19 protein-coding genes are annotated in these 16,852 nt (G+C 69.2%); 11 read left to right on the forward strand and 8 right to left on the reverse strand.

What is annotated here, in order from left to right; all coding sequences use genetic code 11:
- Positions 1-60: 60 nt before the first annotated feature.
- Positions 61-1,956, reverse strand: coding sequence for an autotransporter assembly complex protein TamA (locus BAC01S_RS15665; protein WP_407667936.1), 1,896 nt, complete (start codon positions 1,954-1,956; stop codon positions 61-63).
- 338 nt (positions 1,957-2,294) lie between these two features.
- Between BAC01S_RS15665 and BAC01S_RS15670 the strand changes: the two genes are divergently transcribed.
- The 4 genes from BAC01S_RS15670 to panD all read left to right on the forward strand — a co-directional run bounded on the left by BAC01S_RS15670 (position 2,295) and on the right by panD (position 4,946).
- Positions 2,295-2,480: a DUF3460 family protein gene (locus tag BAC01S_RS15670; RefSeq protein ID WP_027795624.1), complete on the forward strand. Its 186-nt coding sequence runs from the start codon at positions 2,295-2,297 to the stop codon at positions 2,478-2,480.
- Complete coding sequence (locus BAC01S_RS15675; protein ID WP_027795625.1) at positions 2,480-3,382, forward strand: segregation and condensation protein A; 903 nt, start codon at positions 2,480-2,482, stop codon at positions 3,380-3,382. Before BAC01S_RS15670 ends, BAC01S_RS15675 begins: the two co-directional genes overlap by 1 nt.
- Positions 3,383-3,628: 246 nt before the next feature.
- Positions 3,629-4,462, forward strand: coding sequence for a pantoate--beta-alanine ligase (gene panC, locus BAC01S_RS15680; protein WP_027795626.1), 834 nt, complete (start codon positions 3,629-3,631; stop codon positions 4,460-4,462).
- A 97-nt stretch (positions 4,463-4,559) separates the two neighbouring features.
- Complete coding sequence (panD, locus tag BAC01S_RS15685; protein ID WP_027795627.1) at positions 4,560-4,946, forward strand: aspartate 1-decarboxylase; 387 nt, start codon at positions 4,560-4,562, stop codon at positions 4,944-4,946.
- A gap of 56 nt (positions 4,947-5,002) precedes the next feature.
- On the opposite strand, the gene BAC01S_RS15690 is transcribed toward panD, so the two are convergent.
- Positions 5,003-5,653, reverse strand: coding sequence for a ParA family protein (locus BAC01S_RS15690; RefSeq protein ID WP_027795628.1), 651 nt, complete (start codon positions 5,651-5,653; stop codon positions 5,003-5,005).
- 185 nt (positions 5,654-5,838) lie between these two features.
- On the opposite strand from BAC01S_RS15690, the gene BAC01S_RS15695 reads away from it, so the two are divergent.
- Positions 5,839-6,258, forward strand: coding sequence for a PaaI family thioesterase (locus BAC01S_RS15695; protein ID WP_027795629.1), 420 nt, complete (start codon positions 5,839-5,841; stop codon positions 6,256-6,258).
- A 23-nt stretch (positions 6,259-6,281) separates the two neighbouring features.
- Here the strand turns inward: BAC01S_RS15695 and BAC01S_RS15700 are convergent, their stop codons facing one another.
- A complete protein-coding gene (locus tag BAC01S_RS15700) occupies positions 6,282-7,778 on the reverse strand; it encodes a cobyric acid synthase (protein ID WP_027795630.1) in 1,497 nt (498 codons plus the stop codon).
- A 105-nt stretch (positions 7,779-7,883) separates the two neighbouring features.
- Between BAC01S_RS15700 and cobU the strand changes: the two genes are divergently transcribed.
- From cobU to BAC01S_RS15725, 4 genes are read left to right on the forward strand one after another with little or no spacing between them, the layout of a single operon-like run.
- Positions 7,884-8,423: a bifunctional adenosylcobinamide kinase/adenosylcobinamide-phosphate guanylyltransferase gene (cobU, locus tag BAC01S_RS15705; RefSeq protein ID WP_027795631.1), complete on the forward strand. Its 540-nt coding sequence runs from the start codon at positions 7,884-7,886 to the stop codon at positions 8,421-8,423.
- Between the two features lie 32 nt (positions 8,424-8,455).
- Positions 8,456-9,391: an adenosylcobinamide-phosphate synthase CbiB gene (gene cbiB, locus BAC01S_RS15710; protein WP_027795632.1), complete on the forward strand. Its 936-nt coding sequence runs from the start codon at positions 8,456-8,458 to the stop codon at positions 9,389-9,391.
- Entirely contained in the window at positions 9,384-10,472 is a 1,089-nt protein-coding gene (cobD, locus tag BAC01S_RS31430; RefSeq protein WP_043202402.1) for a threonine-phosphate decarboxylase CobD, read from the forward strand. The genes cbiB and cobD overlap by 8 nt, the downstream gene beginning before the upstream one ends.
- Positions 10,469-11,386: a cobalamin-binding protein gene (locus BAC01S_RS15725; RefSeq protein ID WP_043202404.1), complete on the forward strand. Its 918-nt coding sequence runs from the start codon at positions 10,469-10,471 to the stop codon at positions 11,384-11,386. The genes cobD and BAC01S_RS15725 overlap by 4 nt, the downstream gene beginning before the upstream one ends.
- A gap of 21 nt (positions 11,387-11,407) precedes the next feature.
- On the opposite strand, the gene cobC is transcribed toward BAC01S_RS15725, so the two are convergent.
- From cobC to BAC01S_RS15750, 5 genes are read right to left on the reverse strand one after another with little or no spacing between them, the layout of a single operon-like run.
- The gene (cobC, locus tag BAC01S_RS15730; RefSeq protein WP_027795634.1) at positions 11,408-12,013 is read right to left on the reverse strand and encodes an alpha-ribazole phosphatase; all 606 of its coding nucleotides are present in this window, start codon (positions 12,011-12,013) and stop codon (positions 11,408-11,410) included.
- Positions 11,998-12,765, reverse strand: a complete 768-nt coding sequence (locus tag BAC01S_RS15735; RefSeq protein ID WP_027795635.1) for an adenosylcobinamide-GDP ribazoletransferase — start codon at positions 12,763-12,765, stop codon at positions 11,998-12,000. Before BAC01S_RS15735 ends, cobC begins: the two co-directional genes overlap by 16 nt.
- A gap of 55 nt (positions 12,766-12,820) precedes the next feature.
- A complete protein-coding gene (gene cobT, locus BAC01S_RS35585; RefSeq protein ID WP_027795636.1) occupies positions 12,821-13,885 on the reverse strand; it encodes a nicotinate-nucleotide--dimethylbenzimidazole phosphoribosyltransferase in 1,065 nt (354 codons plus the stop codon).
- 42 nt (positions 13,886-13,927) lie between these two features.
- Positions 13,928-14,755, reverse strand: a complete 828-nt coding sequence (locus tag BAC01S_RS35590; protein ID WP_027795637.1) for an ABC transporter ATP-binding protein — start codon at positions 14,753-14,755, stop codon at positions 13,928-13,930.
- Positions 14,752-15,807 carry a FecCD family ABC transporter permease gene (locus BAC01S_RS15750; RefSeq protein ID WP_245616595.1) on the reverse strand — a complete coding sequence of 352 codons (1,056 nt, stop codon included), beginning with the start codon at positions 15,805-15,807 and terminating at the stop codon, positions 14,752-14,754. The genes BAC01S_RS35590 and BAC01S_RS15750 overlap by 4 nt, the downstream gene beginning before the upstream one ends.
- A 376-nt stretch (positions 15,808-16,183) precedes the next feature.
- Between BAC01S_RS15750 and BAC01S_RS15755 the strand changes: the two genes are divergently transcribed.
- Positions 16,184-16,537, forward strand: a complete 354-nt coding sequence (locus BAC01S_RS15755) for an ATPase (protein ID WP_027795639.1) — start codon at positions 16,184-16,186, stop codon at positions 16,535-16,537.
- The gene (locus BAC01S_RS15760) at positions 16,534-16,848 is read left to right on the forward strand and encodes a cell division protein ZapA (RefSeq protein ID WP_027795640.1); all 315 of its coding nucleotides are present in this window, start codon (positions 16,534-16,536) and stop codon (positions 16,846-16,848) included. The genes BAC01S_RS15755 and BAC01S_RS15760 overlap by 4 nt, the downstream gene beginning before the upstream one ends.
- Positions 16,849-16,852: the final 4 nt, after the last annotated feature.

The raw sequence follows: 16,852 nt of genomic DNA on the forward strand, positions 1-16,852 counted from the left end.
CAGCCTCCCCGGCGCCCGGCAGCGGCGGCAAAACGAAGCGGAGCGTGGCGGGCGTCGTCATCAGAAAGCGATCCCGAGCGTCAGGTAAGGCCGCACGCTGCGGGTGCGAAACCCGTAGGCGACGTCGAGGTTGACCGGGCCCACCGGGCTGCGCCAGCGCGCGCCCACGCCGGCGCCCGGATAAAAGACCTTTTCGCCCCAGGTGTCGGTGGCGGTGCCGATGTCGAAGAACGCCGCGGCGCCCCAGTCGCGGGTGAACCAGTGCTGGTACTCGGACGACCCCGTCACGAGGTATTTGGTCGGCAGGATCGAGCCGTCGACATTGTTGCCGAGACTGTCGAAGGCATAGCCGCGCACCGAGTTCGAGCCGCCCGCGCGGAACAACAGCGAGGCCGGCACGTCGGTCGAGCTCGCGCCCGTGAACACCCCGCCCAGCTCGGCGCGGAACAGCACGAGGTCGGTGCGGCCGATCGGCAGGTATTGCTGGCCGCGCATGTAGGCGCGGCCGAAGGTGGCGTCGGAAAGCACGTCCTTCACGGCAAAGCCGGCCTCGACGCGAATCACGTTGCCCGAGCGCGGAAAGAGCGGATCGTCGACGTTGCGGCGCGTCCAAGACCACTGCGGCATGAGCGCCCGGGCGATGGTGGGCGCCGCCGCGTTCTGGTCGAGCCGGTCCTGGACGTAGAACAGCGAATAGGCGAAGTCGATGTTCTGCGAGGTGCGCGTGCGCTGCAGCCCGGCGCGCAGGCTATAGATGCGCGTATCGGACACGTCGGTCGTCGTGTAGGACGCGAGCGCGCTATTGGTCCACGCGCGGTAGCCGGGCGGCATCGAAAGCTGGATCTGGCCGTACTGCTGGATCTGGTCGATCCGCCCCTGGAGCTGAAGGGGCCACGCCGCGCCGAAGGTGTCGAGATAGGTGTACGAGCCCTGCACGTGCGCGCCGGTGTCGGTCGAGTAGCCCACCCCGCCGCGGAAGCTGTTGTACGGATACTCGCTCACCTTCACGTGCACGGGTGTATCGAGCGGCTTCTGGGTGTTGTCGTCCACGTCGATCGCGACGCTCGCGTAATAGGGCGTGTTCTGCAGTTGCCGCTGCAGTTCCGTGATGCGGTTCACGTCGTAGATCTCGCCCGGCGCGATCGGATTGACGTTGCCGACGATGTAGGCCGGATAGCGGCTCGGCCCCGAGACGTCGAGCTGGCCCATCGTGAAGGTGGGCCCGCTGTCGAACAGGACGGAGAGCTTCGCGTCGTGCGCGAGCGGGTCGATGCGCGCCTCGGAATGCACGATCTTCGCGCCGATGTAGCGCTTCGACTGCAGGGCCTTGAGCGCGGCATTCTTGGCGTCGTTCCAGCCCGACTGCGTGAACGGGTCGCCGTCGTGCAGCGAGAACGCGAAGCGCGCGGCGTTTTCCTGGCGCTTGTCCTCGGTCAGCACCGGGCCGCGGAACGTCAGCTCGACCGACGAGATCGTCGTGCGCGGCCCCGGGTCCACGCTCACGTGCACCGTCCGCTTGCCGTTCACGGTGCGCACGTCCGTGCGCACGACCGGCGAAAAGTAGCCGTCGGTAGAGGCGAGATCGCGCACCTGCTGGGGCGTGGCGGTGACGAGAAAGCCGAACTGGTCGTCGCTCACGTCCTTGCGGGTCGAAAACCGCGCGATGTCCAGGTGCGCCTCGAGCAGCTTGCGCAGCTCGCGCGGCGAGGCGTCGATCTTGACGTCGTAGACAGTGGGCTTGTGCGACCAGGGCAGCAGGTCGGTCAGCGCGGCTTGCGCGGGCTCGGCCGGGAGCAGGACGGCGGCGATCAGGCCGGCGGCGAGCCACGCGCAGAGACGAAAGGACGGGTGGACGAGGAAGCGCACCGGGAAATGCCCGGCGGCGGCGTGCGTGGGCCGCGCCTCCACCGGGAGACGCCGCCGTGCGCGCCACGCTTCGATCATCCATCCCGCCAAACGAGACCTCCGGCCTTTTATAGAGCAGACTGCCACGCCTCGTAGCCACGCTTGCGTTGCCGCGCGCCGCCGGGTTGCCCCCGATCGCCGGCCCGATGCCGGCCTGATCGCGGCTCCGCGCGGGGCGCAAACGCGTTATTTGAACACATCGGCACGGGATTACCCCAGCGCGTGGCGCGGCGAGTTTGTTCTGACACCTTGTTACGACACCGTCACGCCGCCTGCCTGGACCGCCCGCCCGGATGTTCCGCGCCGCACGCTTGCGGTAAAATTGCGGCCGACACGAACAACGGCGGCCCTGCACCGATGCGAGCCGCCTTTTTTGACGGACGTCGACCATGTATCAGTCGGACATCACGCAGTTCCTGACCCAGCTCAAGCAGCAGAAGCCGCAGCTCGAGGACCAGCAACGCAAGGGCCGCGCGCTCCTGTGGGACAAGCAGCCGGTCGATCTCGACGAACGCGAGCGCCAGCAGGCCTCGCGCGTCAAGCAGACGTCGTACGTCTACTACCAGAACTTCTGATGGCCGAGGCCGACGGGGCCGGCGCACCCGAGCCGCACCACGGCGCCGGGTCCGCGCCCACCGGCGCGGCCAATGACGCGCTGACCGCCCCCTCAACCGACTCGACGCCCGACACGGTCGACGGCGTCGCGTTCGCGCGCCTGTACGGCGAGCCGCTCTTCAAACTGCCGCAGGACTTGTACATCCCGCCGGATGCCCTCGAAGTTTTCCTCGAAACCTTCGAAGGACCGCTGGACCTGCTGCTCTACCTGATCCGCAAGCAGAACTTCAACGTTCTCGACATCCCGATGGCGGAGGTCACGACGCAGTACCTCGGCTACGTCGAGCAGTTGCGCAAGACCAATCTGGAACTGGCGTCCGAGTATCTGCTGATGGCCGCCATGCTCATCGAGATCAAGTCGCGCATGCTGCTGCCGGTCAAGAAGGCCGACACCGGCGAGGAAGCCGAAGACCCGCGCGCCGAACTCGTGCGCCGGCTGCTGGAGTACGAGCAGATGAAGCTCGCCGCCCAGCGCATCGACCGGCTGCCGCAGCTCGGGCGCGACTTCCTGCGCGCGGAGGTCTACATCGAGCAGAGCATCACGCCGCGCTTTCCCGACGTGGACAGCAACGACCTGCGCGCCGCCTGGGCCGACGTCATCAAGCGCGCGAAGCTCGTGCAGCACCACAAGATCTCGCGCGAGGAACTCTCCGTACGCGAGCACATGAGCGTGATCCTGCGCAAGCTGCAGAACGCGCGCTTCATGGAGTTCTCGGAGCTGTTCGACGTCACGCGCGGCGTGCCGGTGGTGGTCGTGAACTTCATCGCCATGCTCGAACTCTCGCGCGAGTCGCTGATCGAGATCACTCAGGCCGAACCGTTCGCGCCGATCTACGTGCGCCTCGCCTACCTGCCGGCCTGAGCCCGGTTTTCTTTTAGCCGACCCTAATTTTCCCGCTGTCAAGCCGCGGCGCCCTGCGGGAAAGCCCCCCTTCCAGGGCGGCTGCGCTGCAGGCACAAATCCTCTACAATCGCCCGCGCTTGCCCGGCCCCCTTTCGGCCGGGCACACGCCGCCGCCTAAACGGCGTTCCGTAACCGGCCCGCCGCCATCGGCTGCCGGTGGCTGCAACCCCGTCTTGCCCCGTGCGAGGCACAACGCATCCGACCATGAAAGTCATCAGCTCGATTCAGGAACTGCGCGACCAGCTGCGCGGCCAAAACCGCACCGCCTTCGTGCCGACCATGGGCAATCTTCACGAAGGCCATCTGTCGCTGATGCGGCTTGCGCGCCAGCACGGCGATCCGGTCGTGGCGAGCATCTTCGTCAACCGCCTGCAGTTCGGTCCGAACGAGGACTTCGACAAATACCCGCGCACGCTCCAGGACGACATCGAGAAGCTGCAGAAGGAAGGCGTATACGTGCTGTTCGCGCCGACCGAGGCCGACATGTACCCACAGCCGCAGGAATACCGCGTGCATCCGCCGCACAACCTTGGCGACATTCTCGAAGGCGAGTTCCGCCCGGGCTTCTTCGAAGGCGTTTGCACGGTCGTGATGAAGCTGATGTCGTGCGTGCAGCCGCGCGTGGCCGTGTTCGGCAAGAAGGACTACCAGCAGTTGATGATCGTGCGCGCGATGTGCCACCAGTTCGCGCTGCCGACCGAGATCATCGCCGCCGAGACGATCCGCGACACCGACGGCCTCGCGCTCAGCTCGCGCAACCGCTACCTCACGCCGACCGAGCGCGCCGAGGCGCCGCAGCTCGCGGGCGTGCTGCGCGCGATCCGCGAGTCGGTGCTCTCGGGCCGCCGCGACTTTCAGCAGCTCGAGCTCGACGCCATGGCGACGCTCGCCGCGCGCGGCTGGAAGCCCGATTACATCGCGATCCGCAAGCGCATCGACCTGCTGCCGCCCACGGCTCAAGATACCGATGCGCCGCTCGTCGTGCTCGCCGCGGCAAAGCTCGGCGCCACGCGCCTGATCGACAACCTCGAAATCTGATCCCGGGCTCCGCCCACGTTCCACGCGGCGGCCGCGCTGCCGGCCGCCCCTGCCTGACCTGCGGCGGGCCGCGCCCGCTCGCATGAGGAGACGCACCATGCAACGCCATATGCTCAAGTCGAAGATCCATCGCGCCGCCGTCACGCACTGCGAGCTGCACTACGAAGGATCGTGCGCCATCGACGAGAATCTGCTCGAAGCCGCGAACATCGTCGAAAACGAGCGCATCGACATCTGGAACATCAACAACGGCGAGCGCTTCTCGACCTACGCGATCAAGGGCGAGCGCGGCAGCGGCATGATTTCGCTGAACGGCTCGGCGGCGCGCCGCGCGCAGTTGGGCGACCTCGTGATCATCGCGGCCTTCGCGAACGTGGATGAGGAAGAACTGAAGGCCGGCTGGAAGCCGGACCTGGTGTTCGTGGACGAGAACAACCGCATCAAGGGCAGCCGCGACCACGTGCCGACGCAGAGCTGGACCTGAGATTCCTTTCGCCCTGCGGCACGCAGCCGTGCCGCAGGACTCTCTCCATCTTAAAGCTAGTGATCGCTCACTTTCTGGCCGTTTTTCTTGTTCACCCAGGCAAGAATCGACTGCCACTGCTCCAGGTCCTTTTCCACCCGGCTTTTCGCGACATCCCATAGCGTGAGGCCGTGCGCGGCAAGCTGCACATAGTTCTGCGTATCGCGCAGATAGCCGAGGACCGGCAGCTTCAAGCCCTCCACGAAACGCTGTAGCTGATCCGCCGAACGCGTGCGCGCGTCCACGCGCATCCCCACCACGCCCACCTCGATCGAGCCCTTGCGCACCGCCTTTTCCTTCGCGAGGCGGTCGAGGAAGTCCTGGGTGGCGAGGATGTCGAACATCGAGGGCTGCAGCGGCACGATCACCTTGTCCGCCAGCGCCACGATCGCCGCGAGCCGGTTGCCGTGTAGGCCGGCCGGCGTGTCGATGATCGCGCGCTCCAGGCCCTTCGGCGGCTTCTGCGGATCGTCCAGATCGACGTTCCAGCTCTCGATGGGCGGCAGCGTCGCGGGCCGCAGGTCGAGCCAGGCATGGGCGGACTGCTGCCGGTCGAGGTCGGCGAGCGCCACCCACTCGCCCTGCGCGGCAAAATAGCCGGCCAGATTGGTGGACAGCGTGCTCTTGCCGACGCCGCCCTTGGGATTCGCCACCACGATTACCGTCATGAATACTCCCGTCAGGATGGCTGGCACGCGGGCCAGCCGGATTGCCGATATGTTGCGACGCCATTTACGGCGATTTCCGCCAACCGTCCGATAATATCGGCAAATCCGGCGGCGCCGAAGCCCCGGGCGTACGGTCGCGCCCCTTGACCCTCGTTGTCGATCTTCCGTGAGAGGAAACGTTTCCCATGAGCACGCTGCGTCCCGACGTCACCCCCGAAGCCCTGCACGAACGCCAGCGCGGCCGCCTGCCCGAGCTGCTCGGCTTTCGCGCCGTGGCCATCGAGCAGGGCTTGCTGCGCGCCGAACTCGACGTGCGCAGCAATCTGCTGGCGCCCAACGGCTTCCTGCACGCGGCCACGGTGATCGGCCTCGCGGACACGGCCTGCGGCTATGCCTGCTTCGCCCACCTGCCGCCCACGGCGAAGAACTTCACGACCATCGAGCTCAAGAGCAACTTCCTCGGCACCGCGCGCGAAGGCACGCTGACAGCCGTGGCGACGGGCGTCCACCTGGGCCGCAGCACCCAGGTCTGGGACGCGACGGTGAGCGGGCCGGACGGCAAGACCATCGCCCTCTTCCGCTGCACGCAAATGGTGCTGTACTGACGCGGCGCTGACCCCGTGCCGGCTTACCCGATCGCCGCGAACACGCGTTCCAGATCGAGACTGCCGGCCAGCGTATCGGCAAGACGCTCCAGCGACGCCTCGCGCAGCGCCGGATAGTCCACCGGGCGCGCCGCCGCCAGCCCGGCCCAGCGCAGCAGCGCGGCGCAGGCCTCGGGCGTGTCGAAGAGGCCGTGCACGTAGGTGGCGAGAATCTGGCCGTCCGCCGACTGCGCGCCATCGGGCCGCGCATGCCCGTCGGCATCGAGCCGCAGCGCGGGCCGATCGAGCGCCGGGCCGCGCGTCTCGCCCATGTGGATCTCGTAGCCCTTCACGGCCGCCGCACCGTCCAGCGCGAGCGCGCCCGTCACGTTCTTCAGCGTCTTCTCGCGCGTGAGTTCCGTTTCGTAGTCGAGCCAGCCGAAGCCCGCCACCGCCCCGGGCTCGCCCTCCACGCCATGCGGGTCGGCAATCGCGCGGCCCAGCATCTGCATGCCGCCACAGATGCCGATCACCCGCCCGCCGTAACGCAGATGCCTCGCGAGCGCCGCTTCCCAGCCCTGCGCGCGCAGCCACGCCAGGTCGTCGCGGACGTTCTTCGAGCCCGGCAGGATCACGAGATCGGCCGGCGGCGGCGCGCTGTTCGTGCGCACGTAGCTGAATTCGACCTGGGGATGCGCGCGCAGCGCGTCGAAATCCGTGTGGTTGCTGATGTGCGGCAGCGCCGGGACCACCACGCGCAGCGTCGCGCCCGCGGCATCGGCGTGGCTATGCGGGGCGGTCGGCAGCATGTCCTCCGCGTCGAGCGTGAGGCCGTGCAGATACGGCACGACGCCCAGCACGGGCTTGCCCGTCTGCGCTTCGAGCCATTCGAGGCCGGGCGCGAGCAACGCGGGATCGCCGCGAAAGCGGTTGATGACGAAGCCCTTCACGCGCATCCGTTCGCTCTCCGAAAGGCACGCGAGCGTGCCGATCAGATGCGCGAACACGCCGCCGCGGTCGATGTCCGCGACAAGCAGCACCGGGCAGTTCACGGCCTCGGCAAAGCCCATGTTGGCGATGTCGTTGGCGCGCAGGTTCACTTCGGCGGGGCTGCCTGCCCCTTCCACGAACACCGTGTCGTAGCGGGCGCGCAGCCGCGCATACGATTCGAGCACGGCCTCGCGCGCGAGCGGTTTGTAGTCCTGATAAGCGCGCGCGTTGAGGTTCATGCGCACCTTGCCGTGGATGATGACCTGCGAGCCGAGGTCGCTGTTCGGCTTGAGCAGCACGGGGTTGAGGTCCGTGTGGGCGTCGATGCCGGCGGCGAGCGCCTGCAGCGCCTGCGCGCGCCCGATCTCGCCGCCGTCGACGGTCACCGCGCTGTTGAGCGCCATGTTCTGCGGCTTGAACGGCGCCACGCGCACCCCCGCGCGCCGCGCGAGCCGGCACAGCCCCGCAACGAGCGTGCTCTTGCCGGCGTCGGAGGTCGTGCCCTGGATCATCAGCGTGCCGCGCGGCACGGCGGGAATCAGTGCGGTCATCGTTCGAAAAAGCTCTCTGGCGGGCGAGCGCGCATTATCCCATCGCGCGCACGGCGAGGCGTTCAGGCCGTGAGTGAGGCGGGAACAAGCCGGTACAATCACGCGATGATTTCGCGCGACCTCACCTTCATCGTCGGCGGCGCACGCTCGGGCAAGAGCGCGTATGCCGAATGCCTCGCCCGCGAGAGCGGCCTGGCCGTCACCTATATCGCCACCGCGCGCATAGGGGACGGCGAGTTCGCGCAGCGCGTCGAGCATCATCGCGCGCGCCGGCCCGTGGAATGGGGGCTCGTCGAGGCGCCGCTCGATCTGGCCGGCGCGCTCGAAGCCGCTGCCGCGCCGGGCCGGTGCGTGCTGATCGACTGCCTCACGCTCTGGCTCGCCAACCTGCTCTGCCCGCCGGATGCGCAAGCGCCGCGCGACGACTGGGCCGAGCGCATCGACGCCTTCGCCGCCGCCTGCGAACGCGCGCAGGGCACGGTGCTGGTCGTGAGCAACGAGATCGGCATGGGCGTGGTGCCGCTCGGCGCGGCCACGCGGCTTTTCGTCGACGAACTCGGCCGCCTGAACCAGCGCATCGCCGCACTTGCCGACCGCGCCACGTTCGTCGCCGCCGGCCTGCCGCTCGCGCTCAAGACGCCTTGAAGACCGCTTGAAGACATCCTGATGCCGCTTTCATGCTGACCCTGCCCGTCACCGCCGCGCTCGCCGTTGCTGGCGTCGTCGTCGACCACTGGCTCGGCGAGCCGCGCCGCGCCCATCCGCTCATTGCGTTCGGCAAGCTCGCGAACCGCCTCGAAGAGCGTCTGAACACCGGACGGCGCGGCCGCCCGCTCGGTCTCCTCGCCTGGCTCGCCGCCGTGGCGCCGCCCGTCCTCGCCGCCGCATTGCTCGTGGCCATCCTGCCGTGGCCGCTCGCCGCGGCGCTGCATGTCGCGCTGCTGTGGTTCGCACTGGGCGCGCGCAGTCTCGCCGACCACATCGCGCCGATCGGCGCCGCGCTCGCGCAACGCGACCTGGCGCGCGCGCGCGAACTCACGTCGCGCATCGTCTCGCGCGACACCGCCCGGGCCGACACCACCGCCCTCGCCCGCGCGGCCGTCGAATCGGCGCTGGAGAACGGCAACGACGCCATCTTCGGCGCGCTGTTCTGGTTCGCCGTCGCGGGCGGGCCGGGCGCGCTCGCGTTTCGGCTCGCCAATACGCTCGATGCGATGTGGGGCTACCGCACGCCGCGCTATCTGCGCTTCGGCTGGGCGGCGGCGCGCATCGACGACGTGCTCAACTGGATTCCCGCGCGCCTCACGGCCGCGAGCTACGCGCTGCTCGGCGACACGCGCGTGGCGCTGCGCTGCTGGCGCGAGCAGGCGCGCCGCTGGGACAGCCCGAACGCCGGACCGGTGATGGCCGCGGGCGCGGGCGCGCTGAACGTGCTGCTGGGCGGCGCGGCCGTCTATCACGGCGCGATCGAGCAGCGGCCGACGCTCGGCGCGGGCACGCCGCCGCGCGCGCAGGACGTGGACGCCGCGCTGCGTCTCGTCGAACGCGCGACGATCCTGTGGCTCGCCGTGCTGATCGCCCTGGCTTTCGTGAGCGTGGCGAGCCATGTCTGAGCGCATCGACGCGCCGCCCCGCCCCGTCGCGCACGGCGGCAACCTGCACGAAGCCGCGCGCCGCTACGGCATCGCCTGGGAGGCGTGGATCGATCTGTCCACCGGCATCAATCCGCACGGCTATCCGGTGCCGCCGGTCCCGGCCAGCGCCTGGCGCCGCCTGCCCGAGGACGGCGACGGCTTCGCCGCCTGCGCCGCCCGCTACTACGGTGCCCCGGACGAGCGGCACGTGCTGCCCGTAGCGGGCAGCCAGGCCGCCATCCGCGCGCTGCCCGCGCTGCTGCCGCGTGCGCGCGTGGCCATCGCGCCGCTCACCTACGGCGAGTACGCGCCCGCGTTCGTCGAGGCGGGGCACGAAATCGTCGCGCTCGACGTCGCGCGCAACACGCTGCCCGAGAGCGTCACGCATGCGGTCGTCGTGAATCCGAACAATCCGACGGCGGAGCATCTCGACACAGCTGCGCTGCTGCGCTGGCACGCGCAACTGGCCGCGCGCGGCGGCACGCTGATCGTGGACGAAGCGTTCGCCGATGCCTTCACTGCTGCCCACTGCGCCTCGCTCGCGGGTGAAGTCGCGCGCGAAGGACTCGCCGTGCTCCGCTCGCCCGGGAAATTCTTCGGGCTGGCAGGCGCGCGCTGCGGGTTCGCGCTCGCCCGGCCGCCGCTGCTGGAGGCATTGCGCGCGAGCCTCGGCGCGTGGACGGTGAACGGCCCCGCGCGGCACGCCGTCACGCACGCCTTTCGCGACACGGCATGGCAGACCGCGATGCGCGCGCAGCTTGCACAAGAAAGCGCGCGGCTCGATGCGCTCCTGCGCGCGCACGGTTTTACCCCGCACACCACGCCGCTCTTCGTCTGGGTCGCCGACGCCCGCGCCCACGCGCTCCAGGACGCGCTCGCGCGGCGTGCCGTCTGGACACGCCGCTTCGAAGCGCCGGCCAGCCTGCGCTTCGGCCTGCCCGCATCGGAAGACGAATGGCGGCGCCTGGAAACCGCGCTGCGCGAAGCCGTGCGCGAGGTCGATGCACAGCGCGATGCACAGCGCGGCAGACAAGGCACACAAAACGAAAGCGCCTCATGAACGCACGCGTGCTCGCTACCCTCGTGTTCTGCGCGCAAGCGTGGCTTGGCGCGCCTGCGGCGCACGCCGCCGTGAGCGCCGTGGACGACGCCGGCAACACCGTCACGCTGGCCGCGCCCGCGCAGCGCGTCATCAGCCTCTCGCCGCACATCACCGAACTGATCTACGCCGCGGGCGGCGGCGACAAGCTCGTGGGCGCCGTGAGCTACAGCGATTACCCGCCGGCTGCGCAAAACATCCCGCGCGTGGGCGATAACCGCGCGCTCGACCTCGAACGCATCGTCGCGCTCAAACCCGACCTGATCGTGGTCTGGCGGCACGGCAACGCCCAGCAGCAACTCGACCGGCTGCGCGAACTAAACATCCCGCTGTTCTTCAGCGAACCGCGCCGCCTCGACGATGTCGCGACCTCGCTCACGCGCCTGGGCGTCCTGCTCGATACGTCGAGCGCCGCGCAGCGCGCCGCCGGCGCGTATCGCCACGACATCGCGCAACTGCGCGAGCGCTACGCGGGGCGCACACCGGTCAGCGTGTTCTTCCAGGTCTGGGATCAGCCGCTGATGACGCTCAACGGCGAACACATGATCAGCGACGTGATCGCGTTATGCGGCGGACGCAACGTGTTCGCGGCGCTCCAGCCGCTCGTGCCGACCGTCTCGACGGAAGCCGTCCTCGCCGCGAATCCCGATGCGATCGTCACGTCGTCCCAAGGCGCGACGGCGCCGGACAAGCCGCTCCCCGGGCTCGACCGCTGGCGCGCGTGGCCCGCGTTGACGGCGGTGGCGCACGGCAATCTCTTCGCCATCGACGGCGACCTGCTCACGCGGCCCGCCCCGCGCATCGCGCAAGGCGCCGCGGAACTCTGCAAGGATCTGGATCTCGCCCGCACGCGCGACGCCGCCCCGGCTCATTGATTCGTGATCCGAATCAGTTGCTCAAGCGTTCCAGCGGACCAGGAGCCACGGACCGCCGCGCGCTTCTCTGCGCAGCCAGACGAGCGCGCCGTACTCCAGCGGCCAGCGCACGCAGCGCGACAACGAGAGCCCGAGCGCACATGCCGTCATGGCGCGGATCACCCCCGCATGCGTCACGACCCAGGCCACCTCGTCCGATGCCGATGTGCCGGGCGCCGCTACGCCGGCCCCCTCGAACCATGCGCGCACGCGCGCCTCGAACTGCGCGACACTCTCGCCGCCGTGAGGGCGCGCGTGCTCGAAGTCAACGGCCCAGGCGTCGATCTGCTCGCGCGCGATCGCATCCCAGCGCTGCAGCTCCCACGCGCCGAAATCCATCTCCGCGAGCCGCGTGTCGATCCCGGGCGCAACACCATGCGTCGTCCCCAGCGCATTCGCAACGCGTGCGCAGCGTGCCAGCGGACTCGATTCGATACGGGCAGGCGCGCGTGCGCCGAGCGCCTCGAGCCGGCGTGCCAGCGCTGCCGCCTCCTGCGCCACGTCGCCCGCGAGCGCTACATCGCTTGCGCCGTAGCACACGCCCGCCTCCACGGCCACCGCCGGATGGCGGATCAGAACGAGGTCCACGCAAGCCCCATCAGATAGATCGCCAGCTCGAACACCTGCTGGGCGAAGCCAAGACAATCGCCGGTATAGCCGCCGATGCGCTTCACGAAATAGCGCCCCAGCCCATAACGCAATACCGCGAGGAGCACGAGCGTCGCGAGGCCCCCACGCCAGTTGGGCCAGTCGGGCCAGAAGAGCCACGGCAGGCCAAACACGCAGGCGCACAGCAGCGCGGCAGCGCTCATGCGCTGCGCGACGGGTTTGGCCTTGCCTTCGGCACGCACGTAGTCGAGCGTGACGAGATAGCTGATCGCGCAGGCGCGGCTTGCCGCGTGTGCCGCGATCATGAGCGTCGCGGCGCGCGCTGGCGGCAACGCAGCAAGCGTCTGCCACTTCAGCGCGAGCGCCACGACGAGCGCGATGGCGCCGAACGCGCCGATGCGCGAGTCGTGCATGATGCGCAGCACGTCCTCGCGCTGGTATCCGCCGCCGAACGCGTCGCAACAGTCGGCCAGCCCATCCTCGTGAAACGCACCGGTGACAAGGAGCGTTGCGGCCATCGAAAGCAGCACGGCCACGCCGGGCGGAAACACATGCAGCGCAACGAGATAGACGAGCGCGGCGAGCGCGCCCACGAGCACGCCCACGAGCGGAAAGTAACGCGCCGCCGCGTTGAGCCAGGCCGGCTCGAAGCCGACCCAGCGAGGCACCGGCACGCGCGTGAAGTAGCCGAGCGCCGTGAAAAAGTAGCGCAGTTCGGCGAGCGGATTCATGGGACGGCCTTGAGCCGACACGCACTTGGCACGAACGTCACGCGTGGCCCACGCATCACGCGCCGCGCTCGCCGCGATTGGCGACACCCGCCGACTCGAAGCTCGCCATCTCGTTCAGAAACGCGCAGGCCGCGCGCAGGAGCGGCACCGCGAGTGCCGCGCCCGTGCCCTCGCCTAGCCGCAAATCGAGCGACAGCAGTTCGCGCGCGCCGAAGTGATCGAGCATGCGGCGATGCCCCGCCTCGTTCGACGCATGGGCGAAAACGCAGTAGCCGCGCACTTCGGGCGCGAGCGCATCGGCCACGAGCAGCGCCGAAGTCGCGATGAAGCCGTCCACGAGTATCGCCATGCGCGAGCGCGCCGCCTCGAGGCAGGCGCCCGCCATCATCGCGATCTCGAAGCCGCCGAAGGTCGCGAGCACGTCGAGCGGTTCGCGCGCGTTCGGATGCCGCGCGAGCGCAGCCGCCAGCACGTTGCGCTTTCTCGCGAGGCCCGCGTTGTCGAGGCCCGTGCCGCGGCCCACGCATTCGTCGATCGGCACGTTGCACAGACGGCTCATCAGGCACGCGGCCGAGGACGTGTTCGCGATGCCCATCTCGCCGAAGCCGATCACGTTCGTGCCGAGCGCCGCGTGATGACGCACGCGCGCCGCGCCCGCTTCGAGCGCGGCGATGGCCTGGTCGCGCGTCATCGCCGGCTCGTGCGCGAAGTTGCGCGTGCCGCGCGCGATGGGCACCGTCACGAGCGAAGAAGAAGACGGCAAAGGCGTGGCGACGCCCGCGTCGACGACTTCCAGCTCGAGGCCCGCCACGCCGCTGAACGCGTTGATCGCCGCACCGCCCGCCAGGAAGTTCGCCACCATCTGCGCGGTCACGGCCTGCGGATACGGGCTCACGCCTTCGTTTGCAATCCCGTGGTCGCCGGCGAAGACGATCATCGCGGGCCGCTCGACCGTGGGCCGCGTGCTGCGCTGAATCATGCCGAGCTGGCGCGCCAGCGCTTCGAGGCGCCCGAGGCTGCCGGGCGGTTTGGTCCGGGTATCGATGAGGTGCTGCAACTCGTCGCGCAGCGAGAGGTCCAGCGGTTCGACGGCGAGCAGATCGGATAGGGGCGACTTCATCTTCGGTTCAATTCAGAGAGTTCGGGATCGGGCAATGCGCATTCAGACATCGTTTTCAGGCGACGGTGCAAGCTTGCCCGAGAATGTAGGCACCAGCGCTTCGTGCAGGCCATCGCGTATCAGCACGAGCGGGTGGCCGAATGCCGCGCTCGCGCGTTCGGGCGTCAACACGTCGCGCACCGGCCCTGCGTGGAAGCCGCCGCGCCCGTCGAGCAACAGCGCGTGCGTCGCATAGCGGCGCGCCAGATTGAGATCGTGACAGGAAAATATGATCGCACGCGGCGCCGTGCTCACCCAGAGCGCCAACGCGTCGAGGCACGCGATCTGATGATGCAGGTCCAGATGCGCGAGCGGCTCGTCGAGCAGCAGGAGCGGCGCTTCCTGGCACAGCACGGCGGCAAGACCTACGCGCTGCCGCTCGCCGCCCGAAAGCGAAAGCACGTCGCGCGCGGCGAGCGATTCGAGGCCGAGCATCGCAAGCGCAGCCTGCGCGGCCGCGCGATCCTCGTCGCGTTCCCAGCCCCAACCGGCGAGATGCGGATAGCGGTTGAGCAGCACGATGTCGAGCACGCTCGCGCTGAAGGCGTCGCGCGTGTCCTGCGGCATCAGTGCGCGGCGCCGCGCAAGCTGCGCGGCCGGCCAGGCGGCAAGCGCACGCCCCTCGACCTCGACATGCCCTGCCGCGCCCGCATAAAGACCCGCCAGCGCGCCGATCAGCGTGGTCTTGCCCGCGCCGTTCGCACCCGCGATACACCAGAGCTCGCCCGCGCGAAAGTCCTGCGTGAGCGACTCGACGAGCGTACGCGCGCCCGCGCGCAACGTGAGCGCGTGAGCCGCAACGAGCGGGGCCGGACGCAACGCATCGCTCATCGCGCGCGCCGCCGCAGCAGCATCCAGAGGAACACGGGCACGCCGGCGAGCGCGGTCACGACACCCACCGGCAATTGCGCGGGCGCGGCCAGCGTGCGCGCCGCGAGGTCGGCGGCCATCACCGCGAGGCCGCCCGCGAGCGCGGCGGCCGGCATCAGCATGCGCTGGTCGTTGCCAAACGCGAGACGCAGCATATGCGGCACGACGAGCCCGACGAAACCGATCGTGCCGCCCGTCGTGACCGCGGCCGCGGCGGCGAGGGAGGCGGCGAGATAGACGGCAAGACGCAGGCGCAGCACCGGCACGCCGAGCGCCTGCGCGGCCGCGTCCCCACGCAGCAGCACATTCAGTTGCGGCGCCATGGGCGCCGTCACGGCAAGCACCAAAGCGAGCGCGGCGAGCGCGGCCCACGGCATGCCCGCGCCGTTCAGATCGCCGGTGAGCCAGAAGAGCATGCTGCGCAGCCGCGTGTCGGGCGCGAGCGTGAGCAGCAGCGTAATCAGCGCGCCCCAGCCTGCCGCCGTCACCGCGCCGGTCAGCAAGAGGCGCGGCGAACTGTCCTGCGGCTCGCCGCGCCACAGCGCGCCGCGCGCGAGACCCAACACGAGCAGGATCGAAACAAATGCCCCGGCGCAAGCGCTCGTCTGCACGGCCCACCAGGCGGCGCCCGCGATCATCGCGACGAGCGCAAACGCGGCCGCGCCGCCCGACACGCCGAGCACGTACGGTTCGGCGAGCGGGTTGCGCAACAGCACCTGAAGCAATGCGCCGGCCAGCGCGAGCAGCGCGCCGCACGCAAAGCCGCTCAGCGCGCGCGGCAGGCGCAGCGTGCGGACGATTTCCGTCGTCATGTCGGCAGCGCCCGCATGCATGGGGGACAGCGCGGCCAGCGCCTCGCGAAGCGTCACCGTCACGCTGCCGGTCGCGAGCGACGCCGCGAACACCACGAGCGCCGCGAACGCCAGCGCGCCCCAGATCGCGCACGCCCGGCCCGCGCTCATCGACGGGCGCAACGGCGCGGCATGGTGTGTCATGCGGGCAGGCGAATTCATGGGTCGGGTCGTCGTGATCGTGTGCCGGCGGCGCACTGGATGGCGCGGGTTCGTGGCGAAGGTCACCGCCCTGTTTACCCGGGTTTTCCCTCTGGTTTCGCGCTCGGACGGCATACGGTGCCAGAGTGCCGCAAGTGTAGGAGGCACCTGCGGGAGCGTCAAGAAATGGGCCGATGAAACAGCCGAATGCGAGGCCGGCGCGAGCCGAATGCGTGAACCGACGCACGGCCCGTCTCGCACAGGCAAAACGCATTCCCGCCGGGCGCGCTCGCTGCCGTTACCGGCACGAAGCAGTGCTGTTACGTCTGGAAACGACACAATTGTCGGAATAGCCGTTAATCCGCGCTAGAATGCCTGTCTTTAGAGGACGCAGCACATGCTCAACGAACTCGAAACACTCTCACAGAATATCGGGCGGCTGATCGAGATCAATCAGCGCCACCATGAAGCACGCCTCGCGCTCGAAGAGCAACTCGCGCAGGCACGCGCGCAGTGCGAAGCGACCCAGGCAGAACTCGATCAGATCCGCGAAGAGCGCAATGCGCTGCAAGCGGAGCGCGATGCCCTCTCTGCGAAGATCGACGATGCGCAGGTACGCCTGAACGCGATCCTCGAAAAGCTGCCGCGCGCGCGCGCGCATGCCGAGCCCGACAACCAGCTCGATCTGCTCGAACCGTCTTCCCCCGCCAGCGACGATAGCAACACGACCCGCCACGGAGAAAATGCATGACGACCAAACAGATCGAAGCGACGATCCTCGGCCAGGCCTATCGCCTCGCCTGTTCGCCGGAAACCGAAGCGGCGCTGCTCGAAGCGGTGGCGCGCGTCGACTCGGAAATGTCGAAGATCCGCACGCACAGCAACGTGCGCGGCACCGATCGCATCGCCGTGATGGCGGCGCTCTCGATCGCCTCGGAACTGCTGCGCCTGCAGAGCAGCGTGCGGCATGGCGAAGCATTCCCAGCGGAAGAAATCCGTCGTACAATGCGCCAAATGAATGAACAGCTCGGCGCAGTGATTGAGCAGCACAACGTGCAATAACGTC

Source organism: Paraburkholderia acidipaludis NBRC 101816 (assembly GCF_000684975.1).
GTDB classification, from domain to species: Bacteria; Pseudomonadota; Gammaproteobacteria; order Burkholderiales; family Burkholderiaceae; genus Paraburkholderia; species Paraburkholderia acidipaludis.

What these genes read in the sequence shown, in the direction of transcription:
- BAC01S_RS15670 (WP_027795624.1), top strand. Translation starts at nt 2,295, where the DNA reads ATGTATCAGTCGGACATCACGCAGTTCCTGACCCAGCTCAAGCAGCAG.
- BAC01S_RS15675 (WP_027795625.1), top strand. Translation starts at nt 2,480, where the DNA reads ATGGCCGAGGCCGACGGGGCCGGCGCACCCGAGCCGCACCACGGCGCC.
- panC (WP_027795626.1), top strand. Translation starts at nt 3,629, where the DNA reads ATGAAAGTCATCAGCTCGATTCAGGAACTGCGCGACCAGCTGCGCGGC.
- panD (WP_027795627.1), top strand. Translation starts at nt 4,560, where the DNA reads ATGCAACGCCATATGCTCAAGTCGAAGATCCATCGCGCCGCCGTCACG.
- BAC01S_RS15690 (WP_027795628.1), bottom strand. Translation starts at nt 5,653, where the DNA reads ATGACGGTAATCGTGGTGGCGAATCCCAAGGGCGGCGTCGGCAAGAGC.
- BAC01S_RS15695 (WP_027795629.1), top strand. Translation starts at nt 5,839, where the DNA reads ATGAGCACGCTGCGTCCCGACGTCACCCCCGAAGCCCTGCACGAACGC.
- BAC01S_RS15700 (WP_027795630.1), bottom strand. Translation starts at nt 7,778, where the DNA reads ATGACCGCACTGATTCCCGCCGTGCCGCGCGGCACGCTGATGATCCAG.
- cobU (WP_027795631.1), top strand. Translation starts at nt 7,884, where the DNA reads ATGATTTCGCGCGACCTCACCTTCATCGTCGGCGGCGCACGCTCGGGC.
- cbiB (WP_027795632.1), top strand. Translation starts at nt 8,456, where the DNA reads ATGCTGACCCTGCCCGTCACCGCCGCGCTCGCCGTTGCTGGCGTCGTC.
- cobD (WP_043202402.1), top strand. Translation starts at nt 9,384, where the DNA reads ATGTCTGAGCGCATCGACGCGCCGCCCCGCCCCGTCGCGCACGGCGGC.
- BAC01S_RS15725 (WP_043202404.1), top strand. Translation starts at nt 10,469, where the DNA reads ATGAACGCACGCGTGCTCGCTACCCTCGTGTTCTGCGCGCAAGCGTGG.
- BAC01S_RS15735 (WP_027795635.1), bottom strand. Translation starts at nt 12,765, where the DNA reads ATGAATCCGCTCGCCGAACTGCGCTACTTTTTCACGGCGCTCGGCTAC.
- cobT (WP_027795636.1), bottom strand. Translation starts at nt 13,885, where the DNA reads ATGAAGTCGCCCCTATCCGATCTGCTCGCCGTCGAACCGCTGGACCTC.
- BAC01S_RS35590 (WP_027795637.1), bottom strand. Translation starts at nt 14,755, where the DNA reads ATGAGCGATGCGTTGCGTCCGGCCCCGCTCGTTGCGGCTCACGCGCTC.
- BAC01S_RS15750 (WP_245616595.1), bottom strand. Translation starts at nt 15,807, where the DNA reads ATGAATTCGCCTGCCCGCATGACACACCATGCCGCGCCGTTGCGCCCG.
- BAC01S_RS15755 (WP_027795639.1), top strand. Translation starts at nt 16,184, where the DNA reads ATGCTCAACGAACTCGAAACACTCTCACAGAATATCGGGCGGCTGATC.
- BAC01S_RS15760 (WP_027795640.1), top strand. Translation starts at nt 16,534, where the DNA reads ATGACGACCAAACAGATCGAAGCGACGATCCTCGGCCAGGCCTATCGC.